17 protein-coding genes are annotated in these 16,688 nt (G+C 70.2%); 14 read left to right on the forward strand and 3 right to left on the reverse strand.

Annotated features, from left to right (window positions below; genetic code table 11):
• Positions 1-83: 83 nt before the first annotated feature.
• On the forward strand, positions 84-1,568 hold the full coding sequence (locus HGG74_RS16365; RefSeq protein WP_168488074.1) for an alanine/glycine:cation symporter family protein: 1,485 nt from the start codon (positions 84-86) through the stop codon (positions 1,566-1,568).
• Between the two features lie 13 nt (positions 1,569-1,581).
• Here HGG74_RS16365 and HGG74_RS16370 read toward each other — a convergent pair whose 3' ends face one another.
• Positions 1,582-1,848, reverse strand: coding sequence for a MoaD/ThiS family protein (locus HGG74_RS16370; protein ID WP_168488076.1), 267 nt, complete (start codon positions 1,846-1,848; stop codon positions 1,582-1,584).
• 3 nt (positions 1,849-1,851) lie between these two features.
• Complete coding sequence (gene moaA / locus HGG74_RS16375; protein ID WP_168488078.1) at positions 1,852-2,940, reverse strand: GTP 3',8-cyclase MoaA; 1,089 nt, start codon at positions 2,938-2,940, stop codon at positions 1,852-1,854.
• A gap of 151 nt (positions 2,941-3,091) precedes the next feature.
• Here moaA and HGG74_RS16380 point away from each other — a divergent pair, with 151 nt between their 5' ends.
• Genes HGG74_RS16380 through HGG74_RS16405 form a run of 6 tightly spaced genes read left to right on the forward strand, consistent with a single transcriptional unit; the run spans position 3,092 to position 7,067 of the window.
• Complete coding sequence (locus HGG74_RS16380; protein WP_312856877.1) at positions 3,092-4,336, forward strand: molybdopterin molybdotransferase MoeA; 1,245 nt, start codon at positions 3,092-3,094, stop codon at positions 4,334-4,336.
• Positions 4,333-4,827 carry a cyclic pyranopterin monophosphate synthase MoaC gene (gene moaC / locus HGG74_RS16385; RefSeq protein WP_168488080.1) on the forward strand — a complete coding sequence of 165 codons (495 nt, stop codon included), beginning with the start codon at positions 4,333-4,335 and terminating at the stop codon, positions 4,825-4,827. Before HGG74_RS16380 ends, moaC begins: the two co-directional genes overlap by 4 nt.
• A complete protein-coding gene (locus HGG74_RS16390) occupies positions 4,815-5,306 on the forward strand; it encodes a MogA/MoaB family molybdenum cofactor biosynthesis protein (protein WP_168488175.1) in 492 nt (163 codons plus the stop codon). The genes moaC and HGG74_RS16390 overlap by 13 nt, the downstream gene beginning before the upstream one ends.
• A complete protein-coding gene (locus HGG74_RS16395) occupies positions 5,296-5,763 on the forward strand; it encodes a molybdenum cofactor biosynthesis protein MoaE (RefSeq protein WP_168488081.1) in 468 nt (155 codons plus the stop codon). Before HGG74_RS16390 ends, HGG74_RS16395 begins: the two co-directional genes overlap by 11 nt.
• A gap of 19 nt (positions 5,764-5,782) precedes the next feature.
• A complete protein-coding gene (gene dapB, locus HGG74_RS16400) occupies positions 5,783-6,541 on the forward strand; it encodes a 4-hydroxy-tetrahydrodipicolinate reductase (RefSeq protein ID WP_168488082.1) in 759 nt (252 codons plus the stop codon).
• A gap of 37 nt (positions 6,542-6,578) precedes the next feature.
• Positions 6,579-7,067 (forward strand): hypothetical protein, encoded by a 489-nt coding sequence (locus HGG74_RS16405; RefSeq protein WP_168488177.1) that lies wholly within the window; start codon positions 6,579-6,581, stop codon positions 7,065-7,067.
• Positions 7,068-7,100: 33 nt separating this feature from the next.
• On the opposite strand, the gene HGG74_RS16410 is transcribed toward HGG74_RS16405, so the two are convergent.
• Positions 7,101-8,309 carry a heparan-alpha-glucosaminide N-acetyltransferase domain-containing protein gene (locus HGG74_RS16410; RefSeq protein WP_168488083.1) on the reverse strand — a complete coding sequence of 403 codons (1,209 nt, stop codon included), beginning with the start codon at positions 8,307-8,309 and terminating at the stop codon, positions 7,101-7,103.
• Between the two features lie 116 nt (positions 8,310-8,425).
• Between HGG74_RS16410 and dapA the strand changes: the two genes are divergently transcribed.
• From dapA to HGG74_RS16445, 7 genes are all read left to right on the forward strand, one after another.
• Positions 8,426-9,337: a 4-hydroxy-tetrahydrodipicolinate synthase gene (dapA, locus tag HGG74_RS16415; protein ID WP_168488085.1), complete on the forward strand. Its 912-nt coding sequence runs from the start codon at positions 8,426-8,428 to the stop codon at positions 9,335-9,337.
• 8 nt (positions 9,338-9,345) lie between these two features.
• On the forward strand, positions 9,346-11,037 hold the full coding sequence (locus HGG74_RS16420) for a ribonuclease J (RefSeq protein WP_168488086.1): 1,692 nt from the start codon (positions 9,346-9,348) through the stop codon (positions 11,035-11,037).
• Positions 11,038-11,082: 45 nt separating this feature from the next.
• Positions 11,083-11,886 (forward strand): ZIP family metal transporter, encoded by an 804-nt coding sequence (locus tag HGG74_RS16425; protein WP_312856879.1) that lies wholly within the window; start codon positions 11,083-11,085, stop codon positions 11,884-11,886.
• Between the two features lie 73 nt (positions 11,887-11,959).
• Positions 11,960-14,800, forward strand: a complete 2,841-nt coding sequence (locus HGG74_RS16430) for an FtsK/SpoIIIE family DNA translocase (RefSeq protein ID WP_168488087.1) — start codon at positions 11,960-11,962, stop codon at positions 14,798-14,800.
• 64 nt (positions 14,801-14,864) lie between these two features.
• On the forward strand, positions 14,865-15,458 hold the full coding sequence (pgsA, locus tag HGG74_RS16435; protein WP_168488089.1) for a CDP-diacylglycerol--glycerol-3-phosphate 3-phosphatidyltransferase: 594 nt from the start codon (positions 14,865-14,867) through the stop codon (positions 15,456-15,458).
• 16 nt (positions 15,459-15,474) lie between these two features.
• On the forward strand, positions 15,475-15,969 hold the full coding sequence (locus HGG74_RS16440; RefSeq protein WP_168488091.1) for a CinA family protein: 495 nt from the start codon (positions 15,475-15,477) through the stop codon (positions 15,967-15,969).
• Positions 15,970-16,132: 163 nt separating this feature from the next.
• The gene (locus HGG74_RS16445) at positions 16,133-16,570 is read left to right on the forward strand and encodes a helix-turn-helix domain-containing protein (protein WP_168488093.1); all 438 of its coding nucleotides are present in this window, start codon (positions 16,133-16,135) and stop codon (positions 16,568-16,570) included.
• The last annotated feature ends 118 nt before the right edge of the window (positions 16,571-16,688 follow it).

Consider the following 16,688-nt stretch of genomic DNA (forward strand, 5'->3'; position numbering starts at 1 on the left):
TGTACAGGAGCGCACCGCCTACTAGACTGCAGGGAGCCAGCGGTGGCGCGTGCCACCGGGACCTACTGCTGCGGAGGCGCGACGTGGACGATGTAGCTGCATTCCTCTCGGCCGTCAGTTCTGTTGTCTGGGGGCCCTTCCTGCTCATCCCCCTGCTGCTGGGCACCGGCCTGTACCTGACCATCCGGCTGGGCGGCCTGCAGTTCCTGAAGCTGGCGGCCGCACTGCGGCTGGGACTGCTTACACGCAGGGACGCCGGCGCCAAAGGCGACATTTCCCAGTTCCAGGCCCTGACCACCGCGCTGGCTGCCACCGTGGGCACCGGCAACATCGTGGGCGTGGCCACGGCGATCGGCATCGGCGGCCCGGGCGCGCTGTTCTGGATGTGGATTACCGGCCTGCTGGGCATGGCGTCCAAATACAGCGAGGCCTTCCTGGGTGTGCGGTTCCGCGCCACCGACGATGCCGGCGAGAAATCCGGCGGTCCGCAGTATTATCTTGAGCGCGGCATCCGCAACGGCTTCGGCAAGGTCCTGGCCCTGGTGTTTGCCGTCTGCGCCTTCATCGCCTCGTTCGGGATCGGCAACATGACCCAGGGGAACTCGATCGCGTCGAACGTGGAGGGCAGCTGGAACATCCCCACCTGGGTGACCGGGCTGGTGCTGACCATCCTGACTCTGGCGGTGCTCGTTGGAGGCATCAAGTCCATCGGCCGGGTGACGGCCGGCCTGGTCCCGGTAATGATCCTGTTCTATGTCCTGGGCGCGCTGTACATCCTGCTGGTGAACATCCAGGGGATCCCGGCGGCCTTCGGACTGATTTTCACCGACGCATTCACCGGAACCGCCGCCGTCGGCGGGTTCACCGGGTCGGCGATCATGCTGGTCATCCAGATGGGCGTGGCCCGCGGCATCTTCTCCAACGAATCCGGCATGGGCTCCGCCGCCATTGCCGCCGCGGCCGCCCAGACCACCCATCCGGTGCGCCAGGGGCTGGTGTCCATGACGCAGACCTTCATCGACACCATCATCGTCGTTACCTGCACCGGCCTCGTGATCATCACCACAGGTGCGTGGCAGCTCGGCGGAGATGCCGCGGCCACGATGACGGGGGAGGCCTTCACCCATGGGCTGCCCGGGGACTGGGGCCACTGGATTGTGACCGTGGGGCTGGTCCTCTTCGCCTTCTCCACCATCCTGGGCTGGGCCTACTACGGCGAGCGCAACATCGAGCGGCTCTTCGGCCGCCGGGCCGTGATGCCGTTCCGGGTGGTCTTCGCCCTGGTGGTCTATGTGGGCTGCACCGTGCCGCTGGCGGTGGTATGGAACTTCTCCGAAGTCATGAACGGGCTGATGGCGCTGCCGAACCTGGTGGGCCTGCTGCTCCTCTCGGGGCTGATTGTCCGCGAAACCCGGCACTACCTCAGGAACGACCCCCGGCTGACCGCCACAATGGACGAGGTGGAGGACTTCATGAAGGGCCAGCCGGGGTGGGAGGACTGGAAGGCCGGGGACATTGTCGGCTCCTCGCACCGGCACACCCGGTCCATGACGGGAGAACCAACGTAGCAGCCGGCCCCGGTCAGCCGCCGGCGAAGGGTGGCAGGATGTCGATGACGTCCTGGTCGTCCAGCACCGCGGCGTGGTCCTTGAGCGCCGTTTCGTTGCGCAGGAAGCTGCTGCGGGCCAGCACTGTAGGCAGCGCCGGGGCGCCGGCGGCAGCAGGGGCCGGATGTTCGCGTGCCAGCAGGTCCAGCAGGTCCGCCAGGGTGCCGCCAGCGGGCAGCGGCAGGGTCTGCTCCTCCACGCCGGCGGCCGCCTTGGCCGCCCCGAAATACCTGATGATCATCTGCTAACCGCCAATCGCGCTCATCGTCCGCTCCGGCTGGACGTAGTCCGCGTCCCCCAGACCGGTGTGGTCCATCCCGTGGGCCTTGGGCTTGGCCCACATCGCCTCCCGCCAGCGCCCGGCAACCTGCTCGTCCGTGGCTCCGCCGCGCAGCAGGCCGCGCAGATCCGTTTCCTCGTGCGAGAAGAGGCAGGAGCGCACCCGGCCTTCGGCCGTGATGCGGGTGCGCCGGCAATCGGCGCAGAACGGCTCGGTCACTGAGGCGATAATGCCCACGGTCCCGACGACGCTGCCGCCGCCGCTCCGGCGCACCTGCCAGCGTTCGGCGGGAGCGCCGTCGCGCCGGCGCGGGTCCGGTGCCAGGTCGAAGCCGCCGGCTTCGAGCAGGGCACGGATCTCGGCGGCGGTGACCATGTTTTCGCGGGTCCAGCCATGGTCCGCGTCCAGCGGCATCTGCTCGATGAAGCGCAGCTCGAAGCCGCGGCGGACCGCCCAGTCCAGCAGGGCGGGGGCCTCATGGTCGTTGATGCCGCGCATCAGCACGGCGTTGATCTTGACCAGTCCCAGCCCCACCCGGTCCGCCTCCTCGATGCCGCGCAGGACACGGTCCAGGAACGGCCGGCGGGTCAGCCGGGCGAAGGTCTCCGGGTGCAGCGAATCCATCGAGACGTTGATCCGGCTCAACCCGGCGTCCTTGAGCGCCTGCGCCTTCTTGTCCAGGCCCAGGCCGTTGGTCGTCAGGGAAACCGGCAGTCCGGGATGGTTGCGGCGGATGGCGGCGATGATCCCGGTCAGGCCCGCCCGCACCAGCGGCTCGCCGCCGGTGAGGCGCAGCTCACGGATGCCCAGCCGGTCGACGCCGATGCGGACCAGCCGGACGATCTCCTCGTCCGAGAGCACCTGGTCCTTGGCCAGCCAGTCCAGGCCCTCGGCGGGCATACAGTAGGTGCAGCGCAGGTTGCATTTGTCCGTCAGCGAGATCCGCAGGTCTGTGGCGGTGCGGCCGAAACGGTCCATCAGGCCGGACCCGGCGGACACCGGCCGCTGCGGCAGGCCGGCGGCGACCCTTGGCAGGCCCAGGTTAACGCTCATGTACCGAGGGTACGTCAGGCAGTCAAATATTGCTCCCCCGGGGTATTGCCCCCGGTCCCGGCGGTCTCGCCTAGGATGGCTGCGGAGCCCGGACCGGCACCAGCCGGCAAACGCGGCACGAAACCGGCACCAAACAGGCAGGAGTCACAGAGTGCGCAGAGCGCTGGCCGAACACCGGCAGCACGTGCTGGAACTGGTGCGCGGCGCCTGGCAGCGCCGGCTGGCCGACACCCCCGGTGAACCGGTGCCGCTGGCCGCTGCCCTGCACCGGGTGCTGGCCCGGGACATCGCCGCCCCGGTGAGCCTGCCTCCCTTCGCCAACTCCCAGATGGATGGCTACGCGGTCAGCAGTGCCGCCACGGCCGGCGCACCCGGGCCGACTGTCGCCTTCGACGTCGCACCGCCGGTGCCCGCCGGCCGGGCCGCTGGAGAGCTGCCGGTCGGCTGCGCCGTGCCGGTGATGACCGGGGCCATGCTCCCGGAGGGGGCGGATGCGGTCGTACCCATCGAGCAGGCGGTACCGGACACGTTCGCGCCGTTCGCACCCGGGCACACGGTGGAACTGCCGGCCAATGTGCGCCCCGGACAGTTCGTCCGCCCCGCCGGCAGCGACATCCCCGCCGGGGCTCCTGCCCTGCCCGCCGGCACGGTGCTCAAGGCCGGGCAGCTGGGCCTGCTCGCCGCCCTGGGCGTCGCCGAAGTGCCGGTCCGGCCGCGGCTGCGGGTACTGCTGCTGAGCACCGGCGACGAAGTGGTGCCCCCCGGCTGCGGCCTCGGCCCGGGCCAGATCTACGATGCGAACACCACCATGCTCTCCGCCGCGCTGGCCGACGCCGGCTGCGAGGTGGCCAGCAGCCGGATCCTGGCGGACGCACCGGACCTGTTCGCCCAGGCCCTGGCCGGGGACCTGGAGCGCGTGGCACCGGACCTGGTGCTCACCTCCGGCGGCATCAGCAAGGGAGCGTTCGAAGTGGTGAAGCTGGCCTTGGCCGGCCACGGGGTGGAGTTTGTCTCCGTGGCCATGCAGCCGGGCGGACCGCAGGCCCTGGGCCAGGTCCACGGGACCGCCTTCCTGGGGTTCCCCGGCAATCCGGTCAGTTCCCTGGTCTCGTTCGAGATGTTCCTGCGTCCGGCGCTCTCCGCGGTCCTGTCCGTGCCGTCGCCGCGGACCGTGCTGCAGGTGCCGCTGCAGGTCCCGCCGGGAACGGCGCTCGAGTCGCCGCCGGGGATCCACCAGGTGCGCCGGGGCCGGTACGACGGCGCCGGGGCCGTCCCGGTGGGCGGTCCGGCATCGCATCTGGTGCACGCGCTGGCCCACTCCAACGCCCTGCTGCAGCTGCCGCCGGAGGTCACCCGCCTCGAGGCGGGCGGGAACGTGGAAATATGGCTTCTATGAGCGAACAGGACAGCAGCAACGAAACCGCCCACCTGACCCACGTGCGGGCGGACGGCACCGCGCACATGGTGGATGTCAGCGGGAAAGCGGAGACCACCCGCGAGGCCACCGCCCAGGCGGTGCTTGGCACCCGCCCCGAGGTCGTGGCCCTGTTGGTTGCCGGCAACCTGCCCAAGGGCGACGCGCTGGCGGTGTCCCGGGTGGCGGGCATCATGGCCGCCAAGGCGACCCCGCAGCTGATCCCGCTGTGCCACCCGCTGCCGCTGAGCAAGGTCACCGTGGACTTCCACCCGGACGAAGCCAGCGTGCGGATCGAGGCGACGGTGAAGACCCGGTCGGTCACCGGCGTCGAAATGGAGGCCCTGACCGCCGCCTCGGTGGCGGCACTGAGCCTGTACGACATGATCAAGGCCGTGGACAAACATGCGGTGATCAGCGACATCAAGGTTCTGGGCAAGACCGGGGGCAAGAGCGGGGACTGGCAGCTGTGACCGGCCCGCGCACGGCCAGCGTGCTGATTGCCTCCACACGCGCGGCCACAGGAGTCTATGAGGACCTCACCGCCCCGGTGATCAGCGGCTGGCTCGCCGGACACGGCTTCGAAACCGCGCAGCCGCTGGTCGTGCCCGACGGCGAGCCCGTCGGCGCGGCCCTGCGCGCGCTGCTGCTGCTGTCCCCGCGGGTGATCGTCACCAGCGGCGGCACCGGCCTGAGCCCTGACGACCTGACGCCGGAGATGACCAGGCCGCTGCTCGACCGCGAACTGCCCGGGGTGATGGAGGCGATCCGTGCCGCCGGCCTGGCCAGCACCCCGCATGCGGCGCTCTCGCGCGGACATGCCGGCACCACCGGGCGCACCTTCATCGTCAACCTGCCCGGCTCCCCGGGCGGGGTCCGGGACGCACTCGCCGTCCTGGACCCGATCATCGAGCACATCTGCGACCAGCTGGAGGGAAGCCATGACCACTGAGGAAGGCACCGGAGCGGACACGGCAGGCACTGCGGCAGGCACGGTGGTCTTCGCCGGCGTCAGCGCCGAGCCGATCGATGCCGCCACCGCCTGGGCGGCCGTGGAAACGCCAGCCACCGGGGCGGTGGTCACCTTCGGCGGCATCGTGCGCGACCACGACGGCGGCCGCGCGGTCACGTACCTGGGCTACAGCGCGCACCCCAGCGCGGGCCGGCGCATGGAGGAACTGGCGGCGGAGGTCGCCGCGCGGCATCCGGGCACCCGGCTGTGGGCGGTGCACCGGACCGGCGAGCTCGCCGTGGGGGATTCGGCGCTGGTGGCGGCGGCCGCCGCGGCACACCGGGGCGAAGCCTTCGAGGCCTGCCGCGACCTGGTCGAGGCCGTCAAGCACGGGGTGCCGGTCTGGAAGGAGCAGCACTTCAGCGACGGCGGCACCGAATGGGTGGGCAGTGCCTGAGCCGGATACCCTAGAGGTCATGACCCCACCATTGAAAGTCGCCGTACTGGGCGCCCGCGGCCGGATGGGCGCCGAGGCCGTCAAGGCCGTCACCGCCGCCGAGGACATGGAGCTCGTCGCCGCCCTCGGGCGCGGCGAGGCGCTGGAGCGCGTGCTCGAGGCGGGTGCGACCCACCTGGTGGACCTGACCGTGCCGGCCAGCACCGAGGCGAACGTGCGGTTCGCCGTCGAGCACGGGCTGCACGCCGTCGTCGGCACCACCGGCTGGGACGAGGACCGCCGTGCCGCGCTGGCCGCGCTGCTGGCCGGGCATCCGGACACCGGCGTGCTGATCGCCCCCAACTTCGCGCTGGGCTCGGTGCTGGCCTCGGCCTTCGCGGCCCGGGCCGCGCGCTACTTCGAATCGGTCGAGATCATCGAGCTGCACCATCCGGACAAGGTTGACGCCCCCTCCGGGACGGCGGTGCGGACCGCCCAGCTGGTCTCCGCCGCCCGCGCCGCGGCGGGGGTTCCGGCAGGCCCGGATGCCACCGAGCACGCCCTCGACGGCGCCCGCGGCGCCGACGTCGGCGGCGTGCGCGTACACAGCGTGCGCCTGCGCGGGCTGGTGGCGCACCAGGAAGTGCTGCTGGGTGGTCCCGGCGAGCAGCTGACGATCAGGCACGACTCCTATGACCGGGCCTCCTTCATGCCCGGGGTGCTGCTGGGCCTGCGCTCGGTCGCCGCGCACCCGGGCCTGACCTACGGACTCGACGGCTACCTTGAGCTCAATGCCTGATCCCGCCATGCCTGACCCCGCCATGCCCGGCCCGTCGATGTCCGGCCCGGCAGAGCCTGTCTCCTGGTACGCCCGCCATGGCAGCAAGGTCTGGGTCGGGGTGGTTGTCGCGCTGCTGGCCGGCTACCTGGTGGTGACCCTGCAGCGGGCCTGGCTGATGCTCGGGGAACCGTCCCCGGCGGCCAAGGGCCTGGGCGTGGCCCTGGTGCTGCTGCCGGCGGTCGGGGCCTGGGCACTGTGCCGGGAAATTGTGTTCGGCAGCCGGATGTCCAAGCTGGCCAGGATCCTGGAAGCCGAGGGCGGCCTGCCGGTGGACAACCTGCCGCGCACTCCTGGCGGGCGCATCGTCCGCGAGGCCGCGGATGCCGAGTTCCTCAAGTACAAGGCCGAGGCGGAGGCGGCGCCGGCGGACTGGCGCAGCTGGTTCCGGCTCTCCTGCGCCTATGACGCCGCCGCGGACCGCAAGCGGGCCCGCGAGTCGATGCGCCGCGCCATCGACCTTTACCGCTCGGCCGGCGCCGGGTAGCGGCTGGACGGCGGGGAGCAGCCGCCCGCCGGTTCAGCCCGGCAGCCGGCTGCGGCCGGCCACCAGCGTGCGCGTGGTGCGCGAGGCCGTGGAGATGACAGCCTCCAGCGGTCCGCGCCAGCCGGCGGCCTGGAAGAGCATGCCGGCGGCCACCGCCAGCACCGCCTGGCTCCAGTAGAGTTCGACCCGGGCCAGCGGCAGCCCCAGCGTGGTAACCACGCCCATGAACCACACATGGGCCGAATACAGGCTCAGGGTCATGGCGCCGGGGCCGGCCAGCGGGGCCAGCGCCGCGGCCCAGCGCGAGCCGACCAGCAGGCACACCGCCAGGACGACGGCGGCGGTGCCGCTGGTGTGCAGCAGGTCCAGGCTGCCGCCCGAGTGCGGCGATGCCGAGCCGAGCCACCACCAGGAGTCCTCCTGCCGCACCCAGCTCATGTTGACCTGGTAGATGACCTCGAAGTCCTCGCGCCGGGCCGGGCCGGTCGCGGCCACCGCGGCATAGCCGCCCATCCGTTCCATCAGCAGCCAGGACAGTGCCTTGGCGCCGACCGCCGCCACCGTGCCGGCGGCCAGCAGCCACAGCTGGTGGGCAGTGCGCAGCAGGTCCAGGCGCCCGATCAGCAGACCCACCAGGATGTAGGAGAGCCACTGCAGCACCGGGTAGTAGCCGGTCAGGAAAACATCCGCCAGCAGCGTCCACGGCTGGAGCAGGTCCGCGGTGGAGGGATTATGCCCGAGCACTCCCGTGGGACTGATGTTCGCCAGCGCCCAGGGCCGCAGCAGGAAGGCCGCCACGGGGGAGAGCAGCATCCAGCCTGCGGTCCATCCGGCCAGTGCCGGCAGCCGCAGGCCCAGGAACGGCAGGGCGCAGAGGAACAGCACCGCGTAATGGACCAGGATGATGGCGATGCTGACGTTCACACTGCCCAGCAGCAGGCCGACGGCGCCAATCAGCACGGCCCGCACGGCGATCCCTGCCCGGTCGGCGGCCAGGCCGCGGCCAAAGTGGCCGCGGCTGCCCCCGGTCAGCAGGGCCAGGCCGACACCGGCCAGCACGGCGAACAGCGCCGAGGAGCGGCCGGAGAACACCAGCCCCGCGAAGGTCGGCACCGCGGCGGTGCCCTGGGCGGCCCCGCCCTCGTAGAGCGGGAAGATGTGGGTGGCCATCATGCCCAGCAGGGCGATGCCCCGTGCGGCATCGATGCCCCGGATCCGCCGGCTGTTCGGTGCTGGTGACATAAGCAGATATTCTCACAGCTGTTCCCGCAGCCAGGTTTCCGCCGTCCCCGCCCCGCACCTTCCCGCACCCTCCGTGCATTCCTTGAATCGGCGGCGGGCACGGTAACGTTTTCCGTATGGCTGAGTCTGACATCCGCGAGTACACCTTCGGCACCCTGGTGGCCGCCATGGTCACCCCGTTCACCGACGAAGGCGAGGTGGACTACTCCATGGCGGCCAAGCTGGCCACCAAGCTGGTCGAGGACGGCTGCGACGGCCTCGTCGTCACCGGCACCACGGGGGAGACCTCGACGCTGACGGACGAGGAGAACCTGGGCATGTTCCGCGCGGTGGTCGAGGCCGTGGGCGGGCGCGCGAAGGTCATCGCCGGTTCCACCACCAACGACACCCGCCATTCGGTCCACCTCTCCCGCCAGGCCGCCGAGCTGGGCGTGGACGGCCTGCTGGTCACCACGCCGTACTACAACAAGCCCAGCCAGGCCGGCGTGCAGGCGCACATCGAGGCCGTCGCCGACGCGACCGACCTTCCGGTGATGGTCTACGACATCCCCGGCCGTGCCGGCATCCCGATCGAGACCGAGACCATGATCCGGCTCGCCGCGCATCCGCGCATCGTGGCCTTGAAGGACGCCAAGGCCGACTACCAGGAAACGACCCGCGTGCTGGCCAACACCGACCTGGACGTCTACTCCGGCGACGACGGGCTGACCCTGCCGCTGATGGCCGCCGGCGCCGTCGGCGTCGTCTCCGTCACCGCCCACGTGGCGACGGCGCAGTACCGCGCGCTGGTGGACGCCTGCCTGGCCGGCGACCTCGCCACCGCCCGCCGGCTGCACTTCGAACTGGACCCGGTCCAGCGCGCCGTCATGAGCCACATCCAAGGTGCCGTGGCGGCCAAGCAGATCCTTAAGTGGCAGGGTGTCCTGCCCAACTCGGTGGTCCGCCTGCCGCTGGTCGAGCCGACCGACGCCGAGCTCGCACCCGTCCTCGCCGATCTTGCGGAGGCCGGCTGGAACCTGGAGGTCTGATCCGAAGCATGAGCGAATCCACAACTTCACAGCTGCGCACCCCGCCGGACCTGACGGAGGGCACCCTGCGGATCGTTCCGCTCGGGGGCCTGGGCGAGATCGGCCGGAACATGGCCGTCTTCGAGATCAACTCCAAGCTGCTGATCGTCGACTGCGGGGTCCTGTTCCCGGAGGAGCACCAGCCGGGCGTGGATTTGATTCTGCCGGATTTCTCCTACATCGAGGACCGCCTTGACGACGTCGTCGGCGTCGTGCTGACCCACGGGCACGAGGACCACATCGGCGCGGTGCCCTACCTGCTGCGCATCCGCGAGGACATCCCGCTGATCGGCTCGCAGCTGACCCTGGCGCTGGTGGAGGCCAAGCTGGCCGAGCACCGGCTCAAGCCCTACACCCTGACGGTCTCCGAGGGGCAGGTCGAGCAGTTCGGCCCCTTCGAGTGCGAGTTCGTGGCGGTCAACCACTCGATTCCGGACGCGCTGGCGGTCTTCATCCGCACCGAAGCCGGCACTGTGCTGCACACCGGCGATTTCAAGATGGACCAGCTGCCCCTGGACGGGCGGATCACGGACCTGCGCGCCTTCGCCCGGCTGGGCGAGGAAGGCGTGGACCTGTTCATGCCGGACTCCACCAATGCGGACGTGCCCGGCTTCACCACTGCCGAAAAGGAAATCGGCCCGGTGCTGGAGCGGCTGTTCGGCCAGGTCCAGAAGCGCATCATCGTGGCCTCCTTCTCCTCGCACGTGCACCGGGTGCAGCAGGTGCTCGACGCCGCGGCCGCGCACGGCCGGCACGTGGCCTTCGTGGGCCGGTCCATGGTGCGCAACATGGCCATCGCCGCCAAGCTCGGCTACCTGAACGTGCCCGAGGGCATCCTGGTGGACCTGAAGAACATCGAGGATGTCCCGGACGACCGGATCGTGCTCATGTCCACCGGTTCCCAGGGGGAGCCGATGGCCGCCCTGTCCCGGATGGCCAACGGGGACCACCGGATCCGGATCGGGGCCGGGGACACCGTGATCCTGGCCTCCTCGCTCATCCCGGGCAACGAGAACGCCGTCTTCCGGGTGATCAACGGCCTGCTGAAGCTCGGCGCGGAGGTGATCCACAAAGGCAATGCCAAGGTGCATGTCTCCGGGCACGCGGCGGCGGGTGAACTGCTGTACTGCTACAACATCATCCGGCCGAAGAACGTCATGCCGGTGCATGGCGAAACCCGGCACCTGATTGCCAACGGCAAGCTGGCCGAGGCCACCGGCGTGCCGGAGGAGAACGTGCTGCTGGCCGACGGCGGCACCGTCATCGACCTCGAGGGCGGCAAGGCCCGGATCGTCGGACAGCTCGAATGCGGCTTCGTCTACGTGGACGGCTCCAGCATCGGCGGGATCACCGACGCGGACCTGAAGGACCGCCGCATCCTGGGCGAGGAAGGCTTCATCTCCGTCATTACGGTGGTCAACCGCAGCACCGGGCAGATCCTCTCCGGACCGGAGATCCATGCCCGCGGCTTCGCCGAGGAGGACGCGGTGTTCGACGACATCAAGCCCAAGATCATCGCCGCGCTGGAGGAGGCCGTGGTCGGCAACAAGGACCACACGACCTACCAGCTGCAGCAGGTGGTCCGCCGGGTCATCGGCACCTGGGTCAACCGGCGCCACCGGCGCCGGCCCATGATTGTCCCCGTCGTCCTCGAAGCCTGAGCTGCCGGGCTAGGAAGGCCTGCCGCCGGCTTCTATACTGGCGGCGTGGATGGCGGGGCGGCACTGCCGCTGCTCTTCGGTGCCGTGGCCTCCAGCGCGCTGGTGCTGGGGGCGCTCATCGGCGTGCGTTTCGAACTGCCCAAGCGCGTCCTGGCCATCCTGCTCTCCTTCGCCGCCGGGGCGCTGATCACCGCCCTGGCCTTCGAACTCTTCGAGGACGCCCACGAAAGCGGCGGCATCTGGCGGGCGGCCGCCGGCCTGTTCGCCGGCGCCGTGGTCTTCACGGTGCTGAGCTCGCTGCTGGACCGCTGGGCGCAGCCCGGGTCCCACCCGGCTCCGGCAGACGAGTACCGGGGCAGCCCCAAGCTGGATACCGACGCTGCCGCCGCCGAACGTCCGGCCGCGGCGGCCTCCACCCGCGGCGCCGCCGGCGTGGCGCTGCTGGCGGCCGTCACGCTCGACGGCGTGCCGGAGAATCTCGCGCTGGGCGTTTCGCTGGGGGAGGGGACCGGCGGCCTGGCCCTGCTGGCCGCGATCTTCGTGTCCAATTTCCCCGAGGCGCTGGTCGGGGCGTCCTCGATGCGCAGCCAGGGCAAGTCCCCGGCGGTCATTTTCGGGCTCTGGGCCGTCTGTGCCGTGCTGCTGGTCGTCGCCGTGGTGGTCGGCGCCGGCCCGCTGTCCGGCAGCGCACCCGAGACGATCTCGCTGCCGCTGGCCTTCGCAGCCGGCGCGGTGATCGCCTCCCTGGCCGACACCCTGATGCCCGAGGCGTACGAGCACGGCGGGCCGGCGGTGGCCCTGAGCACCGCCGCCGGATTCGTCCTGGCGTACGTGCTCTCCCTGGCCTGAAGGGGCGGCTGCGGTGACGGGACCGGGGGCGAAATCCCGCAGATCACCGGCTCCAGCCGGTAACGTGGCGGGTATGGCGACTCGTACTTCTTCTGCCCGGAACGGCAACCAGTCGCGCGGCAAGACCCCGGCCTCCTCCGGGCGGGCTTCCTCGGGACGCGGCAGGACTTCGTCCACCGCCACCAAGGCAATCGAACTGCACGGCCAGGAGCACCCCTCCCTGCTGCTGCGGATGATCCATGCTGCCTGGATGGGTGTGGCGCGGCTGGCGGCTGCCGGGGTGCGCAAGCTGGGCCCGGATGTGCATCCGGAGTACGAACTGCGCCGCGACGGCACCGGGCTGTTCCTGCTGCTGGTGGCGGCCATGGTGGCCACCGTGGAGTGGTGGGGACTGACCGGCGGATTCGCGTCGGTCGTGCACGCCGTCTTCGGCGGGACCTTCGGCTGGATGGCCCTGGTCCTGCCGGTCTTCCTTGCCGTGTTCGCCGTGCGGCTGATGCGCGCCCCCGAGCAGATCGCGGCCAACAACCGGATCGCGATCGGCCTGAGCCTGGGCATGCTCTCCGGCACCGGGCTGGCCCATATGATCGGCGGCCAGCCCGCGCTGGCCGACGGCCTGGACGCGCTGTGGGCAGCCGGGGGGATGGCCGGCTTCCTGGCTGCCGGCCCGCTGGCCGGCATCAGCGAGCTGGTTCCGGTCCTGTCCTATTCGCTGCTGGCCTTCATCAGCGTGCTGATCGTCACGGCCACCCCGTTCCGCCATATCCCGATGCGGCTGCGCGCGCTCTACGAACACCTGATGGGCCAGGACCTGAGGGACCAGGACCACGCAGACCCGGACTCCCACGACCAGAGCTACTTGTACGGCGGCGGCGAGCCGGAAACCAAGCCGAAGAAGAAGCGGCGGCTCTTCGGCAAGGACAAGGACGCGGCCCCCGCCGAGGAGGAGCCGGGCTTTTTCGGGGACGAAGCGTTCGAAACCCCGGTCATCGAGGACCCCGAACCCGATCTGCCGGCGGCGCCGAAGGTGCCGCCGGGGGTGCGCCGCCCGACCCGCGCCGAGCTGGCGATGGAGAAACTCAAGCGCGAGCAGGGCCTGGCCCAGGACGGCTCCGACGGGGCCACGGAGGCCCTGCCCGTGCTGCCGGCCGCGGGCCCGGATGCCGGGCCGGAGACCGCCGTCGTGCCCGTCCAGCACCGCGTTCCGGAGCCGCCGTCCAGCCCCATTCCGCAGCGGACCGAGCAGCTGCAGCTTTCCGGCGACGTCACGTATACCCTGCCGCCGTCGGACTTCCTGGCGGCCGGGCCGCCGTCGAAGGAACGCTCGGAGGCCAACGACATCGTCGTCGCCGCCCTGACGGAAACGATGCAGCAGTTCAATGTGGACGCCCAGGTCACCGGCTTTTCGCGCGGACCGACGGTCACCCGCTACGAGATCGAGCTCTCGCCCGGCACCAAGGTGGAGCGGGTCACCGCGCTCTCGAAGAACATCTCCTATGCGGTGGCCAGCTCGGACGTACGCATCCTCAGCCCCATTCCGGGCAAGTCCGCCATCGGCATCGAAATCCCGAATACCGACCGCGAGACAGTGTCCCTGGGCGACGTGCTGCGCTCGAACAACGCCCGCAAGACGGACCACCCGATGGTGATGGGCGTGGGCAAGGACGTCGAGGGCGGCTTCGTCGTGGCGAACCTGGCCAAGATGCCGCACATGCTGGTCGCCGGCGCCACCGGCGCGGGCAAGTCCTCGTTCGTGAACTCGATGATTACCTCGATCCTGATGCGCGCCACCCCGGACGAGGTGCGCATGGTGATGGTGGACCCCAAGCGCGTGGAGCTGACCGCCTACGAGGGAGTGCCGCACCTGATCACCCCGATCATCACGAACCCGAAGAAGGCGGCCGAGGCGCTGCAGTGGGTGGTCCGGGAGATGGACACCCGCTACGACGACCTGGCGAACTTCGGCTTCAAGCACATCGACGATTTCAACAAGGCGGTCCGCAACGGCAAGGTGCACCCGCCGGCCGGTTCCCAGCGGGTGGTCAAGCCCTACCCCTACCTGCTGGTGATCGTCGATGAGCTCGCGGACCTGATGATGGTGGCTCCGCGGGACGTCGAAGACTCCATTGTGCGTATCACCCAGCTGGCCCGTGCCGCGGGTATCCACCTGGTGCTGGCCACCCAGCGGCCTTCCGTCGACGTGGTGACCGGCCTGATCAAGGCCAACGTCCCCTCCCGCATGGCCTTCGCCACCTCCTCGGTCACCGACTCGCGCGTGGTGCTGGACCAGCCCGGGGCGGAGAAGCTGATCGGCCAGGGCGACGCGCTGTTCCTGCCGATGGGCGCCAACAAGCCGATGCGCGTGCAGGGCGCCTGGGTCTCCGAGTCCGAGATCCACCAGGTGGTCGAGCACGTCAAGGGGCAGCTGCAGGCCGTCTACCGCGAGGATGTGGCCGTCGAGGCGCCCAAGAAGCAGATCGATGACGACATCGGGGACGATCTGGACCTGCTGCTGCAGGCCACCGAGTTGGTGGTCACCACGCAGTTCGGCTCCACCTCCATGCTCCAGCGCAAGCTCCGGGTGGGCTTCGCCAAGGCCGGCCGCCTCATGGACCTGCTCGAATCCCGCGGGGTGGTGGGCCCGTCCGAGGGCTCGAAGGCCCGCGACGTGCTGGTCAAGCCGGACGATCTGGCGGCCACGCTGGCGGCCATCCGCGGCGACGGACCTCCCGTTGGGGGCGCGGACCCGGTGACCGAGGCCCTGGCCGGCAATGCCAACGTGAACCACGGGCTGGACGGGCCGCCGGACCTGGTGGCCGAGGACCTGGACTCGCGGCCGCAGGCGGTGGACTATTACGACGGCGACGACGACGACTCCGGTTCCGAGGACGCCTGGAGCCTCACCGGCCGTTAACCGGGTACGGCTCCCGGGCCGCAAACCGCCGCGGCCCGGGGCCCTCGCCGGGTAGCCTTGGGAGGTGAGTGAATCAGTTCCCCGTTCCGCACCCCTGTTGAATATCGCCAACGTCCTGACCGCGCTGCGCATCGTCATGGTGCCCTTCTTTATCTGGTTCATGGCGGCCGGCGGCGCGGACCACGGGCTGTTCCGCTGGCTGGCGGTAGGAGTCTTCGCGGCCGCCATCTACACCGACAAGCTGGACGGGGACCTTGCCCGCAGCCGCGGACTGATCACCAACTTCGGCAAGATCGCCGATCCGATCGCCGACAAGCTGCTCATCGGGTCGGCGCTGGTCCTGCTCTCCGCCCTCGGGGAACTGCCGTGGTGGGTGACGGTGGTGATCCTGGTGCGCGAGTTGGGCATCACGCTCCTGCGCTTCGTGGTAATCAGGTATGGCGTGATGCCGGCCTCCCGGGGGGGCAAGCTCAAGACCGTCCTGCAGACGCTGGCGATCTTCCTGTACCTGATGCCGGTGGGCAGCTGGCTTGCCGGCGCCGCCGCAGGCTACGCTGCCGTGGCCTTTGCCGTGATGATGGTTGCCGTACTGGTCACCGTCGTCACCGGTGCCGACTATGTTGCCAAGGCCTGGCGGCTGCGTGCCGCAGGCCGCTGACCGGAAGGAACCGCCGATGACGTTGAACGCAGCAGCCGAGGAAGTGGTGCTGGCGGCCATTGCCAAGGAACTGAAGGTGGCGACGGCCGAATCGCTGACGGCCGGCATGGTGGCCTCCGCACTGGCTACGGTCCCCGGAGCCTCCGGAACACTCCAGGGTGGCGTGGTCTCCTACCAGAATGACGTGAAGTCCTCGCTGCTCGGCGTCGATGCCGACCTGCTCGAACGCAACGGCGCCGTGGACCCGGACGTCGCCCGCCAGATGGCGGCCGGGGCCCGCCGCGCCCTGAACGCCGACGTCGGCGTCGCCACCACCGGAGCCGCCGGCCCGGAGCCCCACGGAGGCAAGGCGGTGGGTACCGTTTTTGTGGGAATCGCGACGGAAGGCGGCAGCCGTGCCGTCGAATTCCGGTTCGACGGCGACCGCGCCGAGATCCGGCAGCAGGCCTGCGCCGCCGCCTTGGCCGAGCTGCGCCGCGCCGTCGCGGACCAGCCGCGCAGCACCAAATAGCCGAAGATAACAAGGGAACAAATTATTCGGCCCGGTAGTTATCAAAGGTGTCGGCAACTGCTAGCGTTGTTGGCTAAGCTTTAGAAACCAGGCGGCTTCGATCCGACGGCAGACACCGGCGATGGACTCCGCAGGAGAGATACAAGGGAGCAAGGCGATACACATGGTTAAGCAGCCCGTATCCGTGAACGGCGTGGTCCGTTGGCGTGATCCGGGCCTGCCCAAGGAAGCCCATCGGGAGAAGGAGCGCAAAATGGTAGTGCTACGCCACGAAATTGGTGACGTCCTTCGCGATGTCCGGCAGCGGCAGGGCCGTACCCTGCGCGAAGTTTCACACAGCGCCCGTGTTTCCCTCGGTTACCTGAGCGAAGTCGAGCGGGGGCAGAAGGAAGCGTCCTCGGAACTGCTGTCCTCCATCTGCTCGGCACTTGATGTACCGCTGTCCCTGATGCTCCGCGAAGTGAGCGACCGCGTGGCGGATGCCGAGGGCGTGGTCATTCCCGACACCGTGCCGCAGGAGCTGTCCCGCGAGTTTGTGTCTCCGGTACCGGACGAACTGCCCGACGACTTCAGCCAGGGCCTCGCCTCGGCCCGTTATTGACCGTTGCGCCAGGCCGCCGCGGCGGCTCTGTCCGGCGACTGTTTTGCATGGCCGGTTCCCGCACCGCGGGGACCGGCCATGCTGCTTCGTGTTTCGTGCCGGTGGCCGTCCGCGCCGG

The sequence above is a fragment of the Arthrobacter mobilis genome, assembly GCF_012395835.1.
Taxonomy (GTDB): Bacteria; Actinomycetota; Actinomycetes; order Actinomycetales; family Micrococcaceae; genus Crystallibacter; species Crystallibacter mobilis.

Bases quoted from the DNA above. Each gene is read 5' to 3' on its own strand.
- HGG74_RS16370 (WP_168488076.1), bottom strand. From the start codon at position 1,848: ATGATCATCAGGTATTTCGGGGCGGCCAAGGCGGCCGCCGGCGTGGAG.
- moaA (WP_168488078.1), bottom strand. From the start codon at position 2,940: ATGAGCGTTAACCTGGGCCTGCCAAGGGTCGCCGCCGGCCTGCCGCAG.
- moaC (WP_168488080.1), top strand. From the start codon at position 4,333: ATGAGCGAACAGGACAGCAGCAACGAAACCGCCCACCTGACCCACGTG.
- HGG74_RS16395 (WP_168488081.1), top strand. From the start codon at position 5,296: ATGACCACTGAGGAAGGCACCGGAGCGGACACGGCAGGCACTGCGGCA.
- dapB (WP_168488082.1), top strand. From the start codon at position 5,783: ATGACCCCACCATTGAAAGTCGCCGTACTGGGCGCCCGCGGCCGGATG.
- HGG74_RS16405 (WP_168488177.1), top strand. From the start codon at position 6,579: ATGTCCGGCCCGGCAGAGCCTGTCTCCTGGTACGCCCGCCATGGCAGC.
- HGG74_RS16410 (WP_168488083.1), bottom strand. From the start codon at position 8,309: ATGTCACCAGCACCGAACAGCCGGCGGATCCGGGGCATCGATGCCGCA.
- dapA (WP_168488085.1), top strand. From the start codon at position 8,426: ATGGCTGAGTCTGACATCCGCGAGTACACCTTCGGCACCCTGGTGGCC.
- HGG74_RS16420 (WP_168488086.1), top strand. From the start codon at position 9,346: ATGAGCGAATCCACAACTTCACAGCTGCGCACCCCGCCGGACCTGACG.
- HGG74_RS16430 (WP_168488087.1), top strand. From the start codon at position 11,960: ATGGCGACTCGTACTTCTTCTGCCCGGAACGGCAACCAGTCGCGCGGC.
- HGG74_RS16440 (WP_168488091.1), top strand. From the start codon at position 15,475: ATGACGTTGAACGCAGCAGCCGAGGAAGTGGTGCTGGCGGCCATTGCC.
- HGG74_RS16445 (WP_168488093.1), top strand. From the start codon at position 16,133: ATGGTTAAGCAGCCCGTATCCGTGAACGGCGTGGTCCGTTGGCGTGAT.